The following is a 22055-nucleotide window of genomic DNA, read 5'->3' on the forward strand; positions in this document are numbered from 1 at the left end:
AACGATTGAGGGCCCGCCCCACGGTGGCGGTCGAAGCCGCTGGTGCTTTTGCTTGGTGTCCCGACGATGTATGTATGACCCTCTACGATCGCCTGTACGAACTGTACGGCGAGTTCGACACCGAGTCGTTGCGCGCGTATCGGGAGTTCGTCGACCTGTTCCCACCGCTGGACTCGCGGGTGGCACTGGATCGGTGGGACGAAGCCAACGACGACCTCTCGGAGCGCCGTGACCGCATCGAACGCGCGTTCGGCCCTGTCGCTGGCGAGACGCTCGCGGAAGTCGCCGCGATGGCGGATCGGGAGTCGGCGTTCACCGCACTCGACCTCCACGGCAAGTACGGCCGTGCGCCGAACGCACTCGTCTTAGACGTGGACGAGACGCTTCGTTCCGCCGGTGACACGGACAACGAGATTCCACGCGAGACGCTCCACCTCCTCACAGAGTTTGCGGAGTTGGGCGTCCCACTGGTCATCTGCACCGGCCAGACCTTAGAGAACGTCAAGGGCTTCCTCATCCAGGGGCTCGGCAACGAACTCGTCCACTCGGGCGACGTCTCGGTCGTCTACGAGGCCGGCGCAGGCGTGTTCACGCCTGGCAGCGGGGCCGACACCAAGCGCCTCCTGTATGACGAGCTTGAGGACGACGTACGCGGCACTGTCGACTACGTTCGCGACGGCATCCTCCACGAAGCGCCCGAACGCGTCCGCCGTGGCTGTCACCTCCAAGGCAACGAGTTCAACGTCACCCTGAAACCGAACTACGAGACGGGGAGCGACGACGCCGAGGCCGTCATTGACGAGGCGATGGTCCACCTCCTCGGTCTCGTCGGCGAGGCGGTTGAGGAGCGAACCGATATCGAGGACGGCCCAGCAGCTGCACGAGCGTACTACGGTGACGCTGACCCCGAAATCGAGGGGGCGATCTCCCGGGCTGGCGGGGACGTGCCCGAGACGGTTCCGGAGGCAGCAGTGCCGTTGTTCGAGCGGCTTGAGGTAGCGCTGTATCGCGCCGACGCTGCAGAACTCGCGGCCGCCGACCTCCACAAGGCAGCCGGCGTTGAGGCATCGCTTGAGGTGTTGGGCATCGACGACCCGTTCGTCTGCGTGATGGGCGACTCGAAGTCTGACCTGCGGGTGATGGAGTGGGCCGAACAGCACGAGGCCGGCGTTTCGGCCGCGCCCGAACACTCGTCGGCGAACGTGCTGGATCACGTTCGCGCGACTGATGACCTCGTGTTTGCGCCCGGCGGCGCGGCCGACGTACTCCGGACGATGTACGCTTGGCGGTGTCTCGCCGACCTCGACGATCTTGACGACTGAGAAGCGTCGGTAAGGGTACGAATTTTCCCCTATTTCAGCGTTGTCGCGCGCGGACGAACAGTAACGCCGCAAGCGCTGCGAGTACTCCGAGTCCGAGTGGGTGGACGAGCGCTCCAGTCGTCTCGGTCGACTCACCCGACCCAGTTGGTGTCGGTGTGACTGAGGTGGTCTGGGTTGGCGTCGCCGTAGACGTCGCGGTTGCCGTTGGCGTCGCGGTTGGTGTCGCCGTCGGCGTCACTGTTGGTGTTGCGGTTGCGGTTGGCGTTGGGGTGGCTGTCGCGGTTGCCGTCTGGGATGACCCACCGTCTGAGCCGGCGTTCCCATCGTCGGTACTGTCATTCGGCGTGGACGTGGCTGTCTCGGTCTGTGCGGTCGTCACGGTGATTGAGTCGGAATTGCTGATACCGTAGTACTCCCGAGCACTCCCGTCGAAGCCCATTTCGCCGCGAACACCGCTGACGACGGTGTACTCACCCGTGTCGAATTCGCTTGCGTCGAACTCGGCGACATACGTCGAGTCGTTAACCTTCGTGGCATCACGGACAACGCGGTCTTCGCTATCGCCGACAGTCACGGTGATACCGGTGGGCGCAGGAGGCGAGTCACGCTCTTCAACCGTGACTTCGACGCTGAATGTTTCATCGTTCTCGACACTTGCTGGCGCGTTTTGCGTCACCGTGTACCCGCTGACAACGAACGGTTCGGCAGCGTACACCTGTGTCTCATCTCCGGACTCGTTCGTTACAGCGATAACGTACGTCCCAACGTCGTAGTATTGCAGTGGAATTTCGAATGAATCGCTGCCGCGCCCGGCAGTCGTTTCGACGACTGTCTCGTCGCTGTTCACGATGCGGACGGTGTAGTATTCGCCAGTCGGCGCGTCAACAGAGAATGAGAGGTCATCCGAAGGGACGCCACGGCCAATCTGTGATACCTCGACCGTCTCCCCCTCCGCAGAGTATGTCGTTGTTGGGATATCGACACTCCCGTCGATACTGAGCCCATACTGGTCATTCGTCGCTGCGAACGCAGCCGACGCGCCCGCAAGAACGACTGTCACGAGCGTCACAACCACCGCGACCCGCCGGAGCATCGACTCCGAGTCGCTCATTCAGTGCCTCCGTCGTGGAAGATGGTAGCCGACGCGTCTGTCACTACCTGCGTGCTATTGAGCAGGCATCAATAACCTGTTCGGTCACTGCCGATGAAGGGGCCACCTTACCGGTAGTGTTGGAGAGCGGTAGGGTTACGGTGGTCGCCTCTCCACCAACGAGCAATGACTGAGGCGGTGCTCCGCGGATCGGACATAACGGTCGACCGTGGGGGTGAACGAATCCTCGATGGGGTTTCGATCAGCGTTCCCGAAGACGGGCGGGTCCTGATCCAAGGACCAAGTGGCGCAGGGAAGACGACGTTGTTCAACGTGCTCGGCCTTCTTGCTCCGCCCACAGATGGCACCCTGTATGTCGACGGCAAGTCGACGGCAGACCTCAAGGAGCGACACCGCGCACGCATCCGTCGCGACACGGTTGGATTCGTATTTCAGGATTTCCAGTTGATCCCCGACCTCTCGGCGTGGGAGAACGCTGCACTCCCACAAGACCATCGAGGCGAGCGTGATGAAGCGTGGCTGCGTGAGTTATTTGAGTCGCTCGGTATTGCTGATCTCGCCGACCAGTACCCCGCAACACTCTCCGGTGGAGAGAAACAGCGTGTCGCCATCGCGCGTGCGCTCGCTAATGACCCTGCAGTGATTCTCGCAGACGAACCAACCGGACAACTTGACCCAGACACTGCCGACCAGGTGTTGGACCTGTTGTTCGACGTGCAGGCGAACGCCGGGACAGCACTGGTTGTGATTAGCCACGACCAACGGCTGATGGACCGCTTCGATGACAACCTCCTATTGGCCGACGGGTCGCTCTCGGCTGTGTGACAACGGTGTCAGCGCGTACCCGCTGCCCCGACCTGTCCGACTGTCGAACCACAGGGTGGACGAATGCGTGACACCGGACTTCTCCGTCGGTGGTCAACCCGCGACTGGCTCAGTGTCGCCGTCGTCGCCGCGACGACCGCGTTCCTCATCGGAACGGCGCTATTGTTACTCTCTGCAGGCGCGTATACCGCGACGCTTGAGGGTGATCTGTCATCGACAGCCACGGCAACGTATACTGAAGCTCCGAGCAACACCGAGATTCCGGCTGACGGAATCATTGTTTCGCTTGCACCAGTCACGGTCGAGGGGCAGAACACGCGACTGGTGGCAGTTCCTCCAGACGCACCTGCAGTGGTGGATGGTGCATCCGTCGCGTGGAAGCAAGCACGACTTCCACACGCAACTAGCGAGACTGTACGAGGACCGGTTCGCGTACAGCGGACTGTCAGACTCGATGGCACTGATGCGACGCTTGACCGCCAGGTCAGACCGTACGCCAATGCGTCGGTCTTTCCGGATCGGTGGTACGCCGCTGACACGGAGACAGCTCGTGAACTGGGCGTAGACGGCGCGTTCGTCATTGACTCCGGTGGAGGCACCAGCCAAGGCTATCGAGAAGGAGTTCCGCTCGTCGCTGCGATCCCATATCTCCTCTTAGGCATTCGTGATATTCTCGGCGTCCTGACCGTCGGTGGACTCGGAGGTGCAGTTGTCGTCGCTGTCGTTGTCTACAATATCACACGGATGACGATCCGTGACCGTCGTCTGACGATTCGCGTGATGCGAGCAACCGGTGCCGACCCCATTCGAGTTGGCGCAGCGGTTGTTGGACGATCGGGACTCATCGCCGGAACCGGCGTCCTCGCAGGGACAGCTATCGGAGTTGTTACACCGACGGTCTTGGTCGCAGGTGCGAGGATTCTCGGAATTCCCGTGTCGCTCCCGACCGCGATCACTGTCGAACAACTGCGCGTCGTCGCGGCAGCTGATGCGGGACTCGTCATCGCAGGCCTTCTTGCAGGCGTCGTTGCAGCCGTCCCTGTCGTTCGAACGCCGCCTGCACAGCTCGTCGATCACGAGGGTCGGCCCCGTCAGAAGCAGGCAACGCGTGACCAGGGGTCTGACCTTGGCCCGATTCAGGCGCTCGCCCAACGAGTGGCGCCGACGCTGATACCGTGGCGAACTGCGATACCGACCGCAGCAACGCTTTCTGTGTTCGTGCTCATCGTGTTGCTCGTTGGCGGGCTCGTTGGTGCGGTGGCACCACTTTCTGCGACGTCAACAGGGACGATTACCGAGGCTGGGGCAGCTCACCCCCTGAATAGTCGAATTGACGCTGACTACGCGCGGGCGCTTCGATCACAAGGCGTTGCGGCCAGTCCAGAAATACTCGCTGCGCAGGTCTATGACGGTCAGCCATACCTTCTCAGAGGCGCTGACTATGCGTCATTCGCGGCTGTCTCTGATGCGACGTTGCTGCGTGGTCGACCGCCCGCGGGGCCTGGAGAGGCGGTTATTGGAGCAGACCTTGCACAGACACTTGGCGTGGCTCGCGGTGACTCCGTGACGCTTGGTGGAAGCGTCTCCCCACTCCTTGACAGAGTCACGATTGTTGGCGTGTACACTGCGCCCGGAATCGTCGACGATCAGTTGGTTGTGCCTCGAGAGACCATCGCCCCAGCTGCAACTGGTGGTGAAGATAATGTCCACATCATTCGGACAGATGCGTCCGCAGGTGAGGTCGGCAACGGTGTGAACACAAGCGGTGTGATCGTAACCCAGCTGTCTGCACCCGAGAGTGTTCAGACGAACGAATCCGCACGGATCGTCGTCAGTGTCGCCAATGTCGGTGATGAACGAGCGACTCGCGATGTGTCGATTCAAATTGGGAATCGAACTGTCGAGCGGTCCGTAACGATGGCTGCTGACGAGCGAACGAAACTCACAGTCACTGAACGCCGAGAGACTGGCGGGTCGTATGTCGTCGCTGCTGGCCCATTCGAGCGAACAGTACAGGTGACCAGTCCGACCACGCTGACATTGCCACCTGAGTTCCCACGGGAGGCCCCCCCTGGTGCGACCTTGCTTGTCCCGGCGACTACAGCCAATGGAACAACCGTCTCGACTGCAACCGTGCGATTCGATAGCGCCCCCGTCCCAACTTCTTCGGAGGGCGTCGCGACGGTTCCACTCCCTGACGAACCTGGCACGTACCCACTCGTTGTGTCTGCGCCTGGCTACACCGACGCGCGAACTACTATCGAGGTCACACCGAATGCGTCAATTGAAGTTGGCGCTCGAATCCGGGTTGAGCCGTCTGTGGGGACCCCTGAGACCCGGCCGAACGTCACTGTGCTCGTTGCGAACCCGTGGGGACAGACCCTGCAGCGAAATCTGACACTGCTCACACCGACCGGGACGAACGAACGCGCTGTGACGCTTCGTCCTGGCAACGTCTCGCAAATCGCCCTGAACGAGAGCGAAAGCGGTGTGGATGGGTCGATTGAGCCGGGAACGTACCAGTTCCGCCTGTTAGCAGACGGATCGCTCGTCGCCTCGGCGCGGTACAAAGTGCAAGGACAGGCGACCGGGTCGGCGCTCCCCTCGGATGGATCGTACTCGTCAGGCACTGGGATTGGGACTGCGATCACTCGGGTGTTTGGCAATGTACAGGTGTTGTTCGCAGGAATGGTGCTCCTTGCAGCCGTGAGTACGATTAGTGGGACGGTCGCCACATTCGCACGAGCCGTTCACGCGCGCAGGCGAACAGTAGCTATCTACCGGGCGACAGGAGCGGGCCCGCGTCGCGTCCTTTCGGTCCTGATTCGAGACGCGGCCGTTATTGCAATCCCAGCAGCGCTCGCTGCAATCGTGACTGCGTGGGTGTTTGCTACTATCGCTGCCCAACTTGACCTCCTCGTCGCGTTCGGGGTTCGGATCGAACCGACACTCTCCCCCGCAGTGCTTGCGGTTGCACTCGCAGGCTCAGTTGCACTTGCTGTGACTGGCGTCTGTGTTGCGTCTGTCCCAGCGCTCAGGGCACCGCCTGCCCAACTGTTTGGCGGAGAGTGACACCTGATCTCGGTGATACTAACGCTGTACTGCGTGGCAGTGTCAATTCGTAATTAGATTAACACGGTTACACAACAGAGTGTCAGATTCTCTATGGCGATTAACGTGCCCTCAAGTCAACGCCTCTTAATTTCTATCACAGTGATATTACTGCTAATATCGCGGTAGCACGGCTGAAAGCAACTAATTTTGCGAGACAGACGGCAGTTAGATTCCACAGTAGGACGGACCTTCCAAAGTTTTAATGGGTGTAGGTGCGCGTTAACCGACAAATGGACCTGTTGGATATCGCGAATCGAGTAGGAATCGGTATAATGATAATTACATTAATTCTCTCACCGATGGTTGGGTCAGTGTCTGGTGCGCTGGCCGGGCCATCGGTGAGTGATTCGACTGCAGCTGTTTCGGGGGAAACTGTCTCGGCTGACATTACCTCCTCATCAAGTGAAGTCGAAAACGCGACTGAAAATGTCTCAGTCTGGATCCGGTCCCCGCTCGCACTCGACATTGACGAGCGCGAGTACGCTGACGGTGAAGACGTTGAAACGTACCTCGAGCTTCCAGATATCAGGCTCAGCGATGGGAGTGGTTCGGGGGCTGGAACGTATCAGAAAAAGCGGTTGGCCTTCTTCGAGAAAGGCCGGACGATTCAAGCGACATTCAACCCCAGCGTTGGCACCGGTAGCGGCGCCAGTGTCGACGGCCAAGACGTCCAGTATGTCGCTATCAAGGCTGGTGACAACGTCGAGAACGTCGAGAACGTCAGCTCAGTAGACGAAGTCGATACCATCGACGAGATCGCAGACCTGCTCGCGAATGGGTCGCTCAACGGTCGAGTCATCGATGAATCACCGGAATACAAAGCTGGAACCGATAGTGAGGACGTAGAATTCAAGCCAACGCAGTCGGGTGAATACGTTCTTGTTGCGGTCGCGAAAGAAGACAACAACGACCCCGGTGTGACCGGGCCAGGAGAGAACGACCCCGCGGGCACGTTGAGTGTCAAGGGGAACGTGACCATCGTCGGTGCGGACTTCCTGACTGTCAAAGAAGGCGACCCACAGGTTAGCGTCTCTGCGGACGCAGGCGGCACGGGTGCGAACGTCACGTTCGACGCGAATACGTCGAGTACCTTTGGCGATGATGACGTCGTTCACACGGTTCTGCTCATTGACGAACAGAAGTTCGAAAGCCAGAGTATCGAACTCGTCATCGACCAAGAGAACGGTAGTGTCGAGGTCGAGACTTCCATCGAGAACGCACAGGGCGTCGTCAACTCACGTCCGGGTTCCTCTGATGTTGAAGTGCCTGACCTTGCTGGCATCTCCATCGAAGGAACGGAAATCAACACAACCGAAGAACTCCTCGGCGCACTCCGCAATGAGAGTGACCGGGTGACGTTCACCTTCACCGACAACACGACGATCAACGCCTCTGCGACCGCAGTCGTCGGGAGCGCGAATGAGTCGCTTGAGGTTGGAACGCTGCAGGAATGGCCCAGCCAGAACTACACGTACCTCTACGTCGGTTCCTCAACTGAGTCGGGCAAGACGGTCGCCAAGCGTGGTGAAGTCAGTCTCAAAGACGGCGTCCAGCTTGATCTGAGTTCCAGTGACGAGGCGATTCAGGCTGGAAAAGAGGTCACGTTTACCCTACGCCGTGAAGACTCCGGCGAGCGGACGAAGGGTACGCTGACGATTGAAGGGCCAAGTGGTACGACGACCGTCGAGACCGACGAAGACGGTGAGGCAGTCGTGACGCTCGGCGAGGTCGGTGACTACACCATCACTGCCGAGAAGACCAGCACGGCAGACATCGACTTCCTCAAAGACTCGGTCGACGTCAAGGTCGTTGAGAATAACGAAGCGTACGTTGAGTCGTTCTCGCTGTCGGCCTCTGAGGTCGAACCTGGTGAGGATGTGACTGTGACATTCACCGCGAAGAACCCGACTGATGAGGAAGACGATGAAACAGTTCAGCTGTTCGTCGATGGCTCGGAAGTCGACACGAAGAAAGTCACCGTCGATGCGAACTCTGAGGTGACTGAGACGTTCACCATCTCGTTCGACGACGAAGGTGAGTACGACATCTCCGTCGACCAGCTCCCCGAGAAGACGCTCACCGTCGCCAAGGATGATGACGATGGAGACGCACCGAAAGCGGATATCTCCGTCACCGGCGGAAGCCTCTCGGATAGTTCGGTGCGGACGGGAGAGAACATCAACATCAAGGTCAACGTGGAGAACACCGGCGATGCGTCCGGGTCCTTCAAGGTGAAAGTCACCGCCAACGGCCAACAGATCAATAGTCGAGAAGTTACCGTTGGTGCTGACTCGAGCAAGACTGTCACGTTCTCGCGAAGCTTCAGTAGCGTCGGGTCACGCACGATCCGCGCGAACGGTGTTCGGATCGGACAGGTCACCGTTAACGCCGGCGGTGGAGGCGGAGGCGGTGGAGGAGGCGGTGGCGCTCCGCCAAGCGGAGGCAGCGGTGGACCGCCAGTTGACGTCATCGAGACGCCGTCTGGTGTCACCGTCAATGTCGGTGAAGGCCGGATCGGCCAGCGAGTCAGCGTTAACGTCGGGAACGGCGTCTCCCAGAGCGGAACTGGGCTGACCGGGCTTGACATCGACCTCGGTGACAGTACCAGCGGCTTCCGTGTCGAAGTGACGCCGCCGCAGGCCAACCCGCCTGCAGGCCGGCCAGCAGTTGATGAAGCCCGTGACGGCGCTCGTGGGCTGTTCTACTTCGAGGCGAACCCGCTCGGCAGTGACGTTCCGCAGTTCAACGGTGTGACGTACACGTTCTCCGTTGCGACGTCTGACCTGCCCGAGGGTGTCACCCCGGAGGAGGTTGTCCTCCTGCGGTACAACGAGGAAGAGGAGCGCTACAACACGTTGGAGACGACGTACCTCGGTAACGAGCAGTACGAGGCACGCTCGCCCGGCTTCTCGCTGTACGCCATTGGCGTTAGAAACCGCCAGGCGTCCTTCTCCATTCAGGAGACGGGCATCAGCACGCAGGAACTCGAGGTCGGCGAGGAGACCACTGTGGAAGCGACCATCACCAACAACGGTGACGCAAGCGGGACGTTCACCGCCAACGTCACTGTTGATGGCGAGGTCCGCGATGAACAGTCGGTCGAACTCGGTCCCGGCGAGTCCCAGACGGTCGAGTTCACTGTGAGCTTCGATGAGACGGGGACGTACGACGTCGCCGTCAGCGGCCAGGCGGTCGCGACCGTTGATGTCATCGAGGCCCAGGGCCCGGCTGACGACTCTGGTGGAGATGGCGACGGCACTGCAACTCCCGGCGGCAGCGGTGGGAGTAACATCGGCATCATCGGGATCGTACTCCTCGTGGGGGCGCTGCTGGTGGTCGGTGGCTTCGTCCTCCTGCGCCGCCAACAAGAAGAATAGACGTCTGCTGCTTCGGTAGCAGTTCTCCGGTTTTTTCTCCCGCTTTAGCAAGATGACTCACGTCGAACGCACGAACTCTCTAACAGTGTTCAATAGGTATCACTCGCCTGTGACGACGATTCTGAACCCTTCTCGGCGTTCATAACACTCGGGAGATCCGCCCGTCTCCTCCACGGAATACCTGATTTTTATTGTGTGTGTTTGCCGTAATTATCAAATAATATTATATATCGACTCTATGAGGAATGTGACGTACAACATTGTGGACAAGTACTGACGTATTTGTTGCAAATTTCGCCTATGAGTGACCAAGACTCGTCATCGTCGATTGCGTGGACACAGAAGGTAGCGGTCGTGCTGATTACCGTACTCGTTGCGTCTTCACCAGTAGTGGGAGCAGTCTCGGCAGGTCAGGCGACGACCGATAGCGACAGCTCTCTTTCAATCCCATTACTTGGGGCAGACAGTGGTGAGTGGCTCGGTGGCCTAGAGACGGATTCCACGGCACAGACAGCAACAAGCACGCCAGGTCCGAACGAGACAACAACACCGCGAACAACAACCAGTACACCACCGCCGTCTGAAACAGCAACACCAAGCGCTACATCGACACCGACCTCCACGCCAACGTCGACGCCTGCGTCAACTCCTACTTCTACTCCGACCTCGACCCCGACTTCGACACCAACGACGACACCAAGTTCCAACTCGACCTCGACACCAACATCCACCCCTACCTCCACTTCAACGCCTGAGTCGACCTCGACTCCAACATCGACTCCAGATCCCACGAACAATTCTACAACAACTGCTGGGGAAACAAACTCAACGACCAACGAGTCTACCTCCACAGCCCAACAGACTGCAGAAACGCTGGCAGCGAAGAATATCTCGGAAGGGCAAATCGAGGGTGAGTTGGCTGACGGTGAGGTTCACGTCTACCAGATCGACCTCGATGCGGGTGACACGCTCAATGTTACGCTGTTGTTCGAAAATGCAGCTGGCAATCTCGACTTGGTTGTCGGTCGAAACACTGACTCCGACGCGTATCTCGAACAGCAACGCGAATACTCCCGGAGCGACACCGACAACGAGAGTGTCGCACTTACTGCTCGGGCCAACGATACATTCACCATCCGCGTGTCTGGGCGCACCGAAACAACGAACAATTCCTACACACTCGACGTCAACCGAGTTACTCCAGACGAGACGGACCGGAAAGAGCCGAACTGGAATCCCGCCTCTGCATCAACCGTCACTGAAGGTCGATATAACCTGAATATCACGACCGGAGACACAGATTGGCACAAGATCGACCTCGATGCGGGGGACACACTGACGGTCATTACTCGCTTCAGCAACGCAGCCGGCAACCTTGACTTGTCGATTCACCGTGATACTGACGGTGATGGATATTACGAGCGGCTCGAAGACTCCCACTCGAATACTGATAACGAGCAGGTGGCGTTCACCGCGCGGGCAAACGCGTCGTACTATATCAACATCAAAGGCCGCGACCAGTACTCCACTCGTGCTGCATACACACTCGTTCTTGACCGCGTAACGCCGAATGAAACGGCTGCGACAGAGCCCAACTGGAACCCCGAATCGGCTGCTCACATTACAGAGGGAACGTATGCCGACCGTGAGATCACACGGGGAGACACTGACTGGTATGCGATCAACCTCAGTGCCGGTGATACGGTAAACATCAGCGCGATTTTCAGCGACGAAATCGGAAATCTCGATTTGGAAGTCCGCCGTGATCGCGACTCTGACACCTACTACGAATACATCGAAGGCACCTCCAGCAACAGCGATAACGAGCAGGTTGCGTTTACCGCTCGGGCGAACGATACCTACTACATCCACATTGAGGGGCGCAACCAGTACACCACCGCAGCAACATACGACCTCATCGTCAATCGGACGACGCCTGATGAGACTGACAGTGACGAGCCAAATTGGAACGCACAGTCGGCTGCACCCATTACGGAAGGACAGTACGAACGTGAGTTCCTCACTGGTGACACAGACTGGTATGCGCTCAGCCTGAATGCCGGTGATACGGTCAACATCAGTGCGCTATTCAACAACAGCCAGGGCAATCTCGATCTGACTGTCCGTGCCAACACTGACGACGATCAATATCTCGAGTATGTCGAAGGCGCTTCAACCAACTCCGACAACGAACAGGTGGCGTTCACCGCGCGGCAAAACACGACATACTACATCCATATTGATGGCCGGGAGCAGTACTCCACGAGTGCGGACTACACGCTTGCGATTGACCGCGTCACGCCAAACGAAACCGATGCGACCGAGCCGAACTGGAACACCAAATCGGCAACGCCGCTCTCGGAAGGCAGGTACAATCTGGAGTTCACACAGGGAGACGATGACTGGTATGCGGTCGACTTGAACGCAGGTGATACGCTCAATCTCTCCGTCTTATTTGAGCAAAGCGACGGAAATCTCGACCTGTCCGTGCGCTCAGATACGGATGGTGATGGGTATCTCGAGTATGTCGAAGACTCAAGTACCAATTCGGACAATGAACAGGTCGCCTTCACGGCACTGCATTCGGGGACGTATTATGTCCATATCGACGGCAGAGACCAATACACAACTGCTGCGCCATACACGCTTGTCGTCGACCGCGTCACCCCGGATGAAAACGACCCCGCAGAGCCCACATTCAGTCGAGCGAGCGCTGCGCCACTTCCCGCGAGCGGGACAACGTTCAATCTGACACGTGGTGACGTCGACTGGTACGTAATTGGCGTCCGCGCTGGGGAGGAGCTCACCATCTCTGCTGGTTTCGACCATAGCGTGGGCGACTTGGAAATGGACGTGTACAGCAACACTGACCAGGATGGCGACCTCGACTACGTCGACTCCGCCCAGACAAACACCGATGACGAGTCACTCAGTCTCGGTGTCTCTGAAACTGGCTTCTATTACGTTCGAGTGTATGGCGATGATGACGACACGACAGCTACGCCATACACGCTGACCACTTCTTCGACAGGGAGTGAGCCCCCTGTGAACCTCTCGGTTACACGTGAGGAACTACCCAACGGGAGGCTCAATATCTCGGTTGTTGTGACAAATACGCGAGCGAGCAGCGCAGATCAGGTCACGGTTGATCTCGCACAGATCGGTGGTGACTGGACCATTGAAAGCAGGAGTTCTGAGGGTGGCCAGTGGTCATCAGATTTCTCCTGGCAGTGGGCATCGCTGGCGGGTGGTGAATCGAAGCGAGCGTCGATCATTATCGACAAGCGGACCGATCAGCGCCCGAGCCCGCGGGTCGCGACTGTGACTGTCTCGAATAGTTCCGCGAATACTGACGCTGAGGTTGTCTCACTGTGGCGAGAAAATACGACGACGACCGGTGACGAACTTACGGTTGAGTTCGACTGGGAGCCGACGAGCCCGACAACTGCAGACAGCATTACGTTCACCGGCAATGCCTCAACCACAGCCAATGCATCAGACATTAGCTATGCTTGGGATCTCGATAGTGACGGTCTCGCTGAGGCGACAGGCACCTCTGCAACCCGCTCATTCCCGCTGGCCGGGGAGTTCCCAGTTACGTTGATGGTTCGCGACGGGAATGGGAATACCAATCGGACGACGAAATTCGTCTCCGTGTCGCCAGCTGGAAACCTCGATGAAGAGCCGAACGATCTGCAAGAAGACTCGACGAACGTCATCGAAGGCCGTTACAATCGGGAGATTACGAGCGGCGATGTCGATTGGTATGCGATCAATCTGTCTGCTGGAACAACAGTCAATATCTCGACGTTGTTCGACACTGATACTGGCGACCTCAGCCTCGTCGTTGGGCGAAATACAGACAATGATGAGTATCTCGAAGAGCGATACCGCTCGTACACAGACACAGATAATGAGCAATTGGCGTTTACTGCCACAGCGAACGCGACTTATTACATCCGCGTCGAAGGCGAGCGAGATACGTCAACTGCGCCATACACGCTCTCGATTGATCGGGTAACCCCCGCGGAGACCGATGCCTCCGAGCCAAACTGGGATCCGGAATCTGCAACGAAACTGACCGAGGGGCGATATGACCGAGAGCTGACCGTTGGAGACACCGATTGGTATGCAATCAACCTCAGCGCTGGTGACACGCTCACAGCCATTGCCCGATTCAGTAATAGTGCTGGGAATCTCGATTTGACCGTTCGACGCGACACCGATGGCGACCAATATTACGAGTACATCGAGGGTGCCTCCAGCAACTCCGACAACGAGCGCGTCGCGTTCACGGCCACGCAAAATGGCACCTATTACGTTCATATCGACGGCAGAAATCGTGACACAACAAGCGCTCTCTACACACTGGTGCTGAATCGCGTCACGCCTGATGAAAACGACGCTTCAGAGCCCACGTGGGATAGCGACTCTGCTGCAGAGGTTACTGAAGGGCGGTACAACCGTACCATTACTGCTGGGGACGTCGACTGGTATGCGGTCGACCTCAATGCCGGTGATACAGTCAACATCTCCGTCCTGTTCGACAATAACGTCGGCAACCTCGATTTCGTTGTTCGGAGTAATCACGATAACGACGACTATCTCGAATACATTGAGGGAGCCTCCAGTAATTCCGACAACGAACAGGTCGCATTCACGGCTCGCCACAACGGCACCTACTACATCAATATCGAGGGCCGTCACCAGTACACAACCCAAGCGCCCTACACGCTGGCAATTGACCGCGTTACACCTAACGAAACAGACGCAACCGAGCCACAGTGGGATCTTGACTCGGCCACCACAGTGACCGAGGGTCGATACGATCTTGAGTTCACCCAGGGTGACACGGACTGGTATGCCATCAGGCTCGACGCTGGTGACACGGTAGATATCCGTGCGCTGTTTGAAGATAGCGAAGGGAACCTAGACCTCACAGTTCGACACAACAGAGATGACGACGACTACGTCGAATATCTCGAAGACTCCACAACCAACACAGATAACGAGCAGCTCGCATTCACAGCGAAGCAGTCTGGTGTCTACTACATCCACGTCGATGGGAGAAACCAGTACACGACTGAGACACCATACACGCTCGATATTGACCGGGTGACGCCAAGCGAGAATGACGCCTCTGAGCCCACCTATAACAGGGATTCTGCAGCAGTCATCACGGATGGGACGATCAGTCGGAACCTCACCCGTGGAGACGTTGATTACTACGTGGTCGGGCTCGCTGCGAATGAGCAGCTCTCACTGGATGTGCTCTTCGACAACAGCAGAGGAAATCTGAACGTCGAGCTGCGAGGGAACACAGACGACGACGAGTACGTCGAGTATATCGACCGCGCATCGAGCAACTCCGATAATGAGAGTCTCAGCTACCGCGCAGAGCGCGCTGGCGTTTACTACATCAAAGTCACTGGCCGTGATGATGACACGACAGCCGCACCGTATCGCCTCCGGCTCAACACGAGCGATGAAACCCCACCTGTCGACGTTGAAGCAACGACCAAACAACTCGATTCCGGGAACCTCAACCTGACAATCACCGTCACGAACACGCAGTCGAGTGCAACGAGCGATGTCACGGTCGATGGGTCCCAGATAGGTGGCAACTGGCAAATTGAGTCACACAGTTCAGAAGGCGGTCAGTGGAGTTCTGATATCTCCTGGCAGTGGGACTCACTTGCAGCCGGTGAGACACGGCAGGCAACCGTTATTCTGAGCCCCCGCAGCCAGGCGTTGAGTACGCCCCGGTTTGCGGTGATCAGTGCCCAAAATAGCAGTGCAACGACTGATGTGGAAGCTGCCTCACTGTGGGTTGGCAATCGGAGTGATCTGACCTCACTGGAGGCTACCTTCGACTGGCAGCCACAACCCCCAGCGCCTGGCGAGTCACTCACGCTGAACGCGACTGTCACAAGTTCCAGTGCGTCAGTGACCGCATACCGCTGGGATGTCGACAGTGATGGGTACATTGAGGCCACAGGAAAGACTGCATCCACATCGTTCCCGATGCAGGGAATGTTCCCAGTTGAATTAGCGGTCGAGAATGCGGATAACCAGACCGCCCGTGTGACAAAGTTCGTCACTGTTGGCGATGCAAATCGTGATGCGGTCGCTTCGAATGAGCAACAATCCGACGCGACGCCACTTCTCGAAGGCCGCTATCGTGGCTCGATTACGGCTGATGACACCGACTGGTACGCGGTCAACCTTGCTGCTGGCCAGACGGTGAACATCTCTACTCGCTTCTCGAATCAGGAGGGCAATCTCGATCTCGTTGTTGGTCGGTCCACTGATGACGATGCGTATCTCGAAGAGCGGTACTCCTCTTCGAGTTCCACTGATGATGAGCAACTCGCGTTTACCGCCCAGGCGAACGCGACCTACTACATCAAAGTCGTGGGCAGAGATGCCTCGACAAACGCCTCGTACACGCTCTCGATTGATCGAGTCACCGCTGCGGAGACTGATGCATCTGAGCCCAACTGGGACCCCGCATCTGCAGCCCAAATCACAGAAGGGCGCTATGACCGTGAGCTCACGACCGGCGATACTGACTGGTATGCGATTGACCTCAATGCCGGTGACACGCTCGCCGTCATCACGCGGTTCAGCAACGATGCAGGCAATCTTGATCTCACTGTCCGGACTAATCGCGATGACGACGACTACCTCGAGTACGTTGAAGGCGCCTCGAGTAACTCTGATAACGAGCAGGTCGCATTCACTGCTCGCCACAACGGCACCTACTATATCCATATCGACGGCCGCGATCGCGACACGACGAACGCGCCGTACACGCTCATTGCCGACCGCGTCACGCCTGATGAAACAGACGCTGGTGAGCCGACGTGGAACGCAGGATCGGCCGCGCCGATTACTGAAGGCAGCGGGACGTATGAGATAACGCGCGGTGACACCGACTGGTACGAAATCTCGCTCAATGCCGGTGATACGGTCAACATCACTGCGTTCTTCGACAACAGTGCTGGAAATCTCGATATGGAGGTGCGTGCGAATACTGATGATGACGACTACCTTGAGTACATCCGCGGTTCGAATTCAAACTCGGATAACGAGCAACTCGCATTCACAGCTCGTCACAACACCTCCTACTACATCCATATCGATGGGCGGAATCAGTACACGACAGCCGCCCGGTACACACTCGATGTTGATCGTGTCGAGCCGGATGAGACGGATGGCTCTGAGCCACAGTGGGACCGTGAGTCGGCAGCCACGATCACAGAGGGCAGATACGACTTCGAGTTCCCTGCAGGCGACACAGACTGGTATGCGATTTCGTTGAATGCCGGCGACTCAGTCAACATCACGGCACTGTTCAACAACAGCCAGGGCAATTTGGATATCGAGGTTCGCCACGACGATGATGACGATCGCTATCTCGAATACGTAGAGAGCTCGTCGACGGAGTCCGACAACGAGCAACTCGCGTTCACGGCGCGGCAAGATGGCGTCTACTACATCCACGTCGATGGCCGGGACCAAGACCGGACGGCAACGAACTACACTCTCGACGTTGACCGCCTCACGCCATCGGAGAACGACCCCTCCGAGCCGACATACGGCACGAGCTCTGCCGACCCGGTTGAGCCAGGGGCTTACAATCGGACACTCGTTCACGGCGACGTTGACTGGTACGTGATTGGCCTGTCTGAGGGAGAACAACTCAACACCTCCATCCTATTCGATGATAGTGTTGGGAATCTCGACCTTGAGGTCCGTGCTGACGACGATGATGACGGATACATCGAGTACATTGACGCCTCAGACAGCTACACCGATGATGAGCAGCTGACGATCACTGCTGACACCACTGGGGTCTACTACATCAAGGTTGACGGCCGAGATGACGACACAACCGCTGCGCCGTATCAACTCCGTGTGGACCGCAGTGGTGGGCCAGCCCCGCTTGATCTTGATATCGAGAGCCGAAAATTACCCAATGGCTCTGTGGATATCTCTGTCGTCGTCACGAACACGAAGTCCACGACCGCCACCGACGTCATTGTTGATGGCGCACAAATCGGTGGGAATTGGCGTGTCGTCAATAACAGTTCCGAGGGTGGTGTCTGGGGCGCAGACATCACGTGGCAATGGGAATCGATTGCAAGCGGAGAGTCGAAACGGGCAACGCTCGTGCTCGCGCCTCGAGACAGTGCGCGACGGACGCCTCGATTCGCCACCTTCGAGGCACGCAATTCGACAGCCCGCCTTGACACAGCGGTGACCTCGTTGTGGCTCATTAACCGCTCACAGAGAGCGTTCAATGCCGATGCGGAGTTCACCATCACGCCAGACACGCCCGTTGCCGGTGAACAGGTGCAGTTCGATGCAAGTCCATCGACTGGTAACTCGACAATCGTCGCGTACAGATGGGACCTTGACAACGACGGTGCCGTCGATGCGACAGGGCCGACAGCTGCTCGCACATTCACCAGCGGCGGGGATTACTTGGTCACAGTCTCAATCGAGACGGAGCGGGGAGCTACAGATCAAATTACAAAACGCCTCACCGTCGCTGCAAACGAATCTGACTCCGATAACGGAACGTCGGCTCCGCCTGCACTCCCCGGGTTTGCGGCGCCAACTGACCCGGATGGTGATGGCTATTACGAAGACGTCAATGGTGATGGCAGGTTCACCATTGCCGACATTCAAACGCTGTTCACCAATCTGAACAGCTCAGCGGTTGCTGAGACACCTTCGGGCTATGACTTCAATGATGACGGCACGATCGATATCGTGGACGTCCAACGGCTCTACGTTGAGCTAGTCCCACCTGAAGACTCAAAGTAAACACCCCTGACGGCCTCTCAGTTCGAGAGTCCGTCGCAGTGCTAATTCCGGACTGGTATGCCAGGCTGTTATCCTCGCTTGTCGTTCAGCCTGAGTATCAGAACTCGATATTGTGACCCCATAACTTATCAATTGCCTGTCGTACCACCAACGCGTGCGATCGAGTGTTTGCGTGGTTGTTGTCTTCCTCTGCTGTAGTCTTGTGCTCCCTGTGATAGCTCCAACATCCGCGGCGACTGCGGCTGATATCACCGTTGTCGATGGGAGTGTTACTCCTAATTCTGTGAGTACAGGCGGGAGTGTGCTGATCACAGTCAGTGTCGAGAATACTGGTGATACCTCAGGGACCAAGGACATCCGCATCACCGCGAGTGGCTCGCAGGTTGCGACGCGGAGCGTCACTGTCGATGCTGGCTCGACCAAAACTATTGACACGACAGTGAGCTTCGGGACTGCCCGCTCATATCTAATTCGAGCGAATGGTGTCCGACTCGGGACTGTCGAGGTGACTGAGGGAAGTACCGCACCAGGGACAGACGTCATCGAAACATCTTCTGGCGCGACGATCAACATTGGTGAAGCCCGAATTGGACAGCAAGTGACCGTGGGCACTGGCCAAGCAGTTACGCAGGGCAGCACTGGGCTCACAGGGCTTGAGATGGATTTAGGTGACAGTACTGGTGGCTTTCGCGTCGAGGTGACGCCACCGCAGGCGAGCCCGCCCGCAGGTCGCCCAGCAGTTGATGAAGCCCGTGACGGCGCTCGCGGGCTGTTCTACTTCGAAGCGACTCCTCTGGGAAGTGAGGTCCCCGTATTCAACGGTGTGACGTACAAATTCTCCGTTGCGACACCGGACTTGCCAGACGGCGTCACGCCCGAGCAGGTCGTTCTCTTACGATATAACACAGATGAGGAGCGCTGGGCCGAGCGACCCACAACGTACCTCGGTAACGAGGAGTACGAAGCGCAATCACCAGGGTTTTCATCATATGCAATCGGCGTTAGGGTTCTGGAGCCGACATTTTCGATCCAAGAGACAGGTATTACTACGCGTGAACCCGCGGTTGGTGAAGAGACAACTGTAGAAGCGACCATCGCCAACACCGGTGACGCGAGTGGGACGTTCACCGCAAACCTGACTGTCAACGGTGCGGTTCTGGATGAACAGTCGGTCGAACTCAGTCCCGGCGAATCACAGACGGTCGAGTTCACTGTGAGCTTCGATGAGACAGGAGCGTACGACGTCGCCGTCAGCGGCCAGGCAGCCGCTGTCATTGAGGTAGTCGAAGCTCAAGCCCCATCAGAACGCGAATCAGTTACTGAGGAATCAGAAACACAGGTAGCGGTATCTACTGAGACTCCCCTGCACCTTGTTGAACGGACTATCGTAGGCGTTGGAATCTTTGGAGTTGTCTTGGGTGCGATCTACTTCCGCAGCCGCCGCGAGGATGATCTTGACGATACGTCTGGTGATGCAGTGACAGGAACTGCTGATACAGATAGCCGCCTCGACGCCGTCGACGATCTCGTGAGCGATGCTGAGGCTGCCCGCGCGAACGGGAACTTCGATACCGCTGTGGAAACCTACGATGAAGTATTGGAGGAGTATACCGCGATCCGTGAGACGCTCCCAGCCGATGATGACCAGAGTGACGAGGTCGAAACGGCAGTCACGGCTGCGCAAACCGCCCGGAGTGAGGTTGCGACATTGGCGACGACGAAAGAAGACGTCGAGGAGACGCTTGCAGCTGCCGAACGGCAGTTCCTCGAGGGAATCATTGCCCACGTGCAAGGAGAGTCGGTGCTCGCGAAAACACGCTATCGGAGTGCCCGGAGTCGCTTCGAAGAGAGCACTGATCTGCTCTCGAATGTTGATGCAACTGAGGTGCTTGAGACTGTCTCAGTGACGCCAGAGACGCAGGCGAGCCTCTCACAACTCCCGGAGTCGCTTGAGTCGCATCCAGATATCTCAGCTAAGTTGTTGGAGACACTCGCGGAGACCGATGTGACCACACCCGCAGACCTTGCTGATAGCGACCTTGACTTGGAAGAACAGTTCACAGCTGTGGAAGCTGACGACGACGAGCTGCTTGCTACACTGACCGCACTCTCGTGGTGGCACGAACCAGACGAGGAGAAAGAATGGACGCTCGAAGAGATTGAGCGGCGAATCGACCAAGCTGGTCAAGGGCGGCGCGCGTGCTTGTGAACTGAGGCAACCAACCACTCCCTCCCCGGCATCAGTACCGATTGGAAAACAAGGACTTCTGCCTGTAATTTCGGCAAGTCAACGCACAGCCGTCAGATCGGCAGGGCGTCAGGGAAGAGAATGAATGCGAGTGAACCGCCCACGAGGAGCAACCCAGCCAGGACCATCACAATCGCGAGTATCGTTCCTTGGTCGGCAGGAATGACACCGCTGGAACTGCCCGAGCTATTAAACGAGTCTCCGAGTGAGCCCTCTTCAGGGCTGCCGAAGCTCCCACTACTGCTTTGAGAGGTGCTTGTTCCGCTTGTAGCTGACCCGGTCGTCGACGATTGTGCTGTGGAAGTCGACCCCGGCGTCTTGAGCGTCGGCACTTGCTGTGTGATCTTCTGGCGGATTTCACCATCCGAAAGGCCGTGTCCTTTCGAGAGGCCTTCAACCGCTTCACGAATCTCTGTGACGGCCTGCTGCACCCCAGAGGGGTACATCGAGACTGTCGACGCTGAGTCGGTCTGTGCACGTCCGGTTTGGAGTGTGGGAACTTCGCCGAACACGACAGACCGGATCTCATCATCATCCAATCCGTGCGTCCGTGAGAGTTCGTTCACCGAACTGCGGACCGTGTTCACCGCCTCAAACACGTTCGACTCACGCGCAGACTCTTGGGCAGTTGACCACTGCTCAGCCGTCTCACCGAGCGGCGTCACACCACGGCCCTTCCCGGGGACGACCACGAAATCGTACGTCGAGATCGAACTCGACTCAATCGAATCTGTGATCGCGGCTGTCGTGTAATTGGAGACGAACACGTTCAGTAAGCCCACAGCGTTGTCTTCATCGGCAACACCGAGTCGCGGGCGCCGTCCCTGTGAGAGGAGGTCCGAGACAATGTCGTGATCTACCTCGGTGCCTGGAACCTCATACTCCCCATTACGAAGCACTTGATAGAGGTTCATCTCGCTGCTTGAGTTATCAATGGTATACCCCCAGTCACCCTCGATCGTCTCTTCGAGCGCATTCAACAGTTCACTGAGGTACTGATTATCTGAGCGTGTCTCAAAGCGCGCGTAGAACTGCTCTGAGCGCGCATTCTCGGACTCCTTGGCTCTGAAGAATACCGTGATGGTGAGCTGTCTGCCTGTCTCGATGGCGAATCGCACCCCGCCATAGAACAGGTCTTTGATTGATTCGTCGGTCTCGGCAGTAGCACTGCCATCCGCGTAGCGATTCCCCGTCGTGTCGTATACTGTGAGCGTTGACATCGT

Annotated in this window: 9 protein-coding genes; 7 read left to right on the top strand and 2 right to left on the bottom strand. The window is 57.8% G+C overall.

The window, feature by feature from the left end; genetic code table 11:
- Window positions 1-74: 74 nt before the first annotated feature.
- From P0D77_RS07840 to P0D77_RS07860, 5 genes are all read left to right on the top strand, one after another.
- Window positions 75-1322: an HAD family hydrolase gene (locus P0D77_RS07840; RefSeq protein ID WP_277552270.1), complete on the top strand. Its 1248-nt coding sequence runs from the start codon at window positions 75-77 to the stop codon at window positions 1320-1322.
- 155 nt (window positions 1323-1477) lie between these two features.
- A complete protein-coding gene (locus P0D77_RS07845; protein WP_277552271.1) occupies window positions 1478-1732 on the top strand; it encodes a hypothetical protein in 255 nt (84 codons plus the stop codon).
- A gap of 866 nt (window positions 1733-2598) precedes the next feature.
- A complete protein-coding gene (locus P0D77_RS07850) occupies window positions 2599-3258 on the top strand; it encodes an ABC transporter ATP-binding protein (RefSeq protein ID WP_277552273.1) in 660 nt (219 codons plus the stop codon).
- Between the two features lie 63 nt (window positions 3259-3321).
- On the top strand, window positions 3322-6330 hold the full coding sequence (locus P0D77_RS07855; protein ID WP_277552274.1) for an FtsX-like permease family protein: 3009 nt from the start codon (window positions 3322-3324) through the stop codon (window positions 6328-6330).
- 380 nt (window positions 6331-6710) lie between these two features.
- Entirely contained in the window at window positions 6711-9749 is a 3039-nt protein-coding gene (locus tag P0D77_RS07860; RefSeq protein ID WP_277552275.1) for a CARDB domain-containing protein, read from the top strand.
- 410 nt (window positions 9750-10159) lie between these two features.
- On the opposite strand, the gene P0D77_RS07865 is transcribed toward P0D77_RS07860, so the two are convergent.
- Window positions 10160-10600 (bottom strand): hypothetical protein, encoded by a 441-nt coding sequence (locus tag P0D77_RS07865; protein WP_277552277.1) that lies wholly within the window; start codon window positions 10598-10600, stop codon window positions 10160-10162.
- A 64-nt stretch (window positions 10601-10664) separates the two neighbouring features.
- On the opposite strand from P0D77_RS07865, the gene P0D77_RS07870 reads away from it, so the two are divergent.
- Window positions 10665-18584 carry a pre-peptidase C-terminal domain-containing protein gene (locus P0D77_RS07870; RefSeq protein WP_277552278.1) on the top strand — a complete coding sequence of 2640 codons (7920 nt, stop codon included), beginning with the start codon at window positions 10665-10667 and terminating at the stop codon, window positions 18582-18584.
- 301 nt (window positions 18585-18885) lie between these two features.
- Complete coding sequence (locus tag P0D77_RS07875; RefSeq protein ID WP_277552280.1) at window positions 18886-20793, top strand: CARDB domain-containing protein; 1908 nt, start codon at window positions 18886-18888, stop codon at window positions 20791-20793.
- A 92-nt stretch (window positions 20794-20885) separates the two neighbouring features.
- On the opposite strand, the gene P0D77_RS07880 is transcribed toward P0D77_RS07875, so the two are convergent.
- On the bottom strand, window positions 20886-22052 hold the full coding sequence (locus P0D77_RS07880; protein WP_277552282.1) for a hypothetical protein: 1167 nt from the start codon (window positions 22050-22052) through the stop codon (window positions 20886-20888).
- Window positions 22053-22055 lie beyond the last annotated feature (3 nt).

Source organism: Halobaculum limi, assembly GCF_029490015.1.
Lineage (GTDB): Archaea > Halobacteriota > Halobacteria > Halobacteriales > Haloferacaceae > Halobaculum > Halobaculum limi.

Coding starts and splice junctions, on each gene's coding strand:
- P0D77_RS07840 (WP_277552270.1), top strand. CDS start 75: ATGACCCTCTACGATCGCCTGTACGAACTGTACGGCGAGTTCGACACC.
- P0D77_RS07850 (WP_277552273.1), top strand. CDS start 2,599: ATGACTGAGGCGGTGCTCCGCGGATCGGACATAACGGTCGACCGTGGG.
- P0D77_RS07855 (WP_277552274.1), top strand. CDS start 3,322: ATGCGTGACACCGGACTTCTCCGTCGGTGGTCAACCCGCGACTGGCTC.
- P0D77_RS07880 (WP_277552282.1), bottom strand. CDS start 22,052: ATGTCAACGCTCACAGTATACGACACGACGGGGAATCGCTACGCGGAT.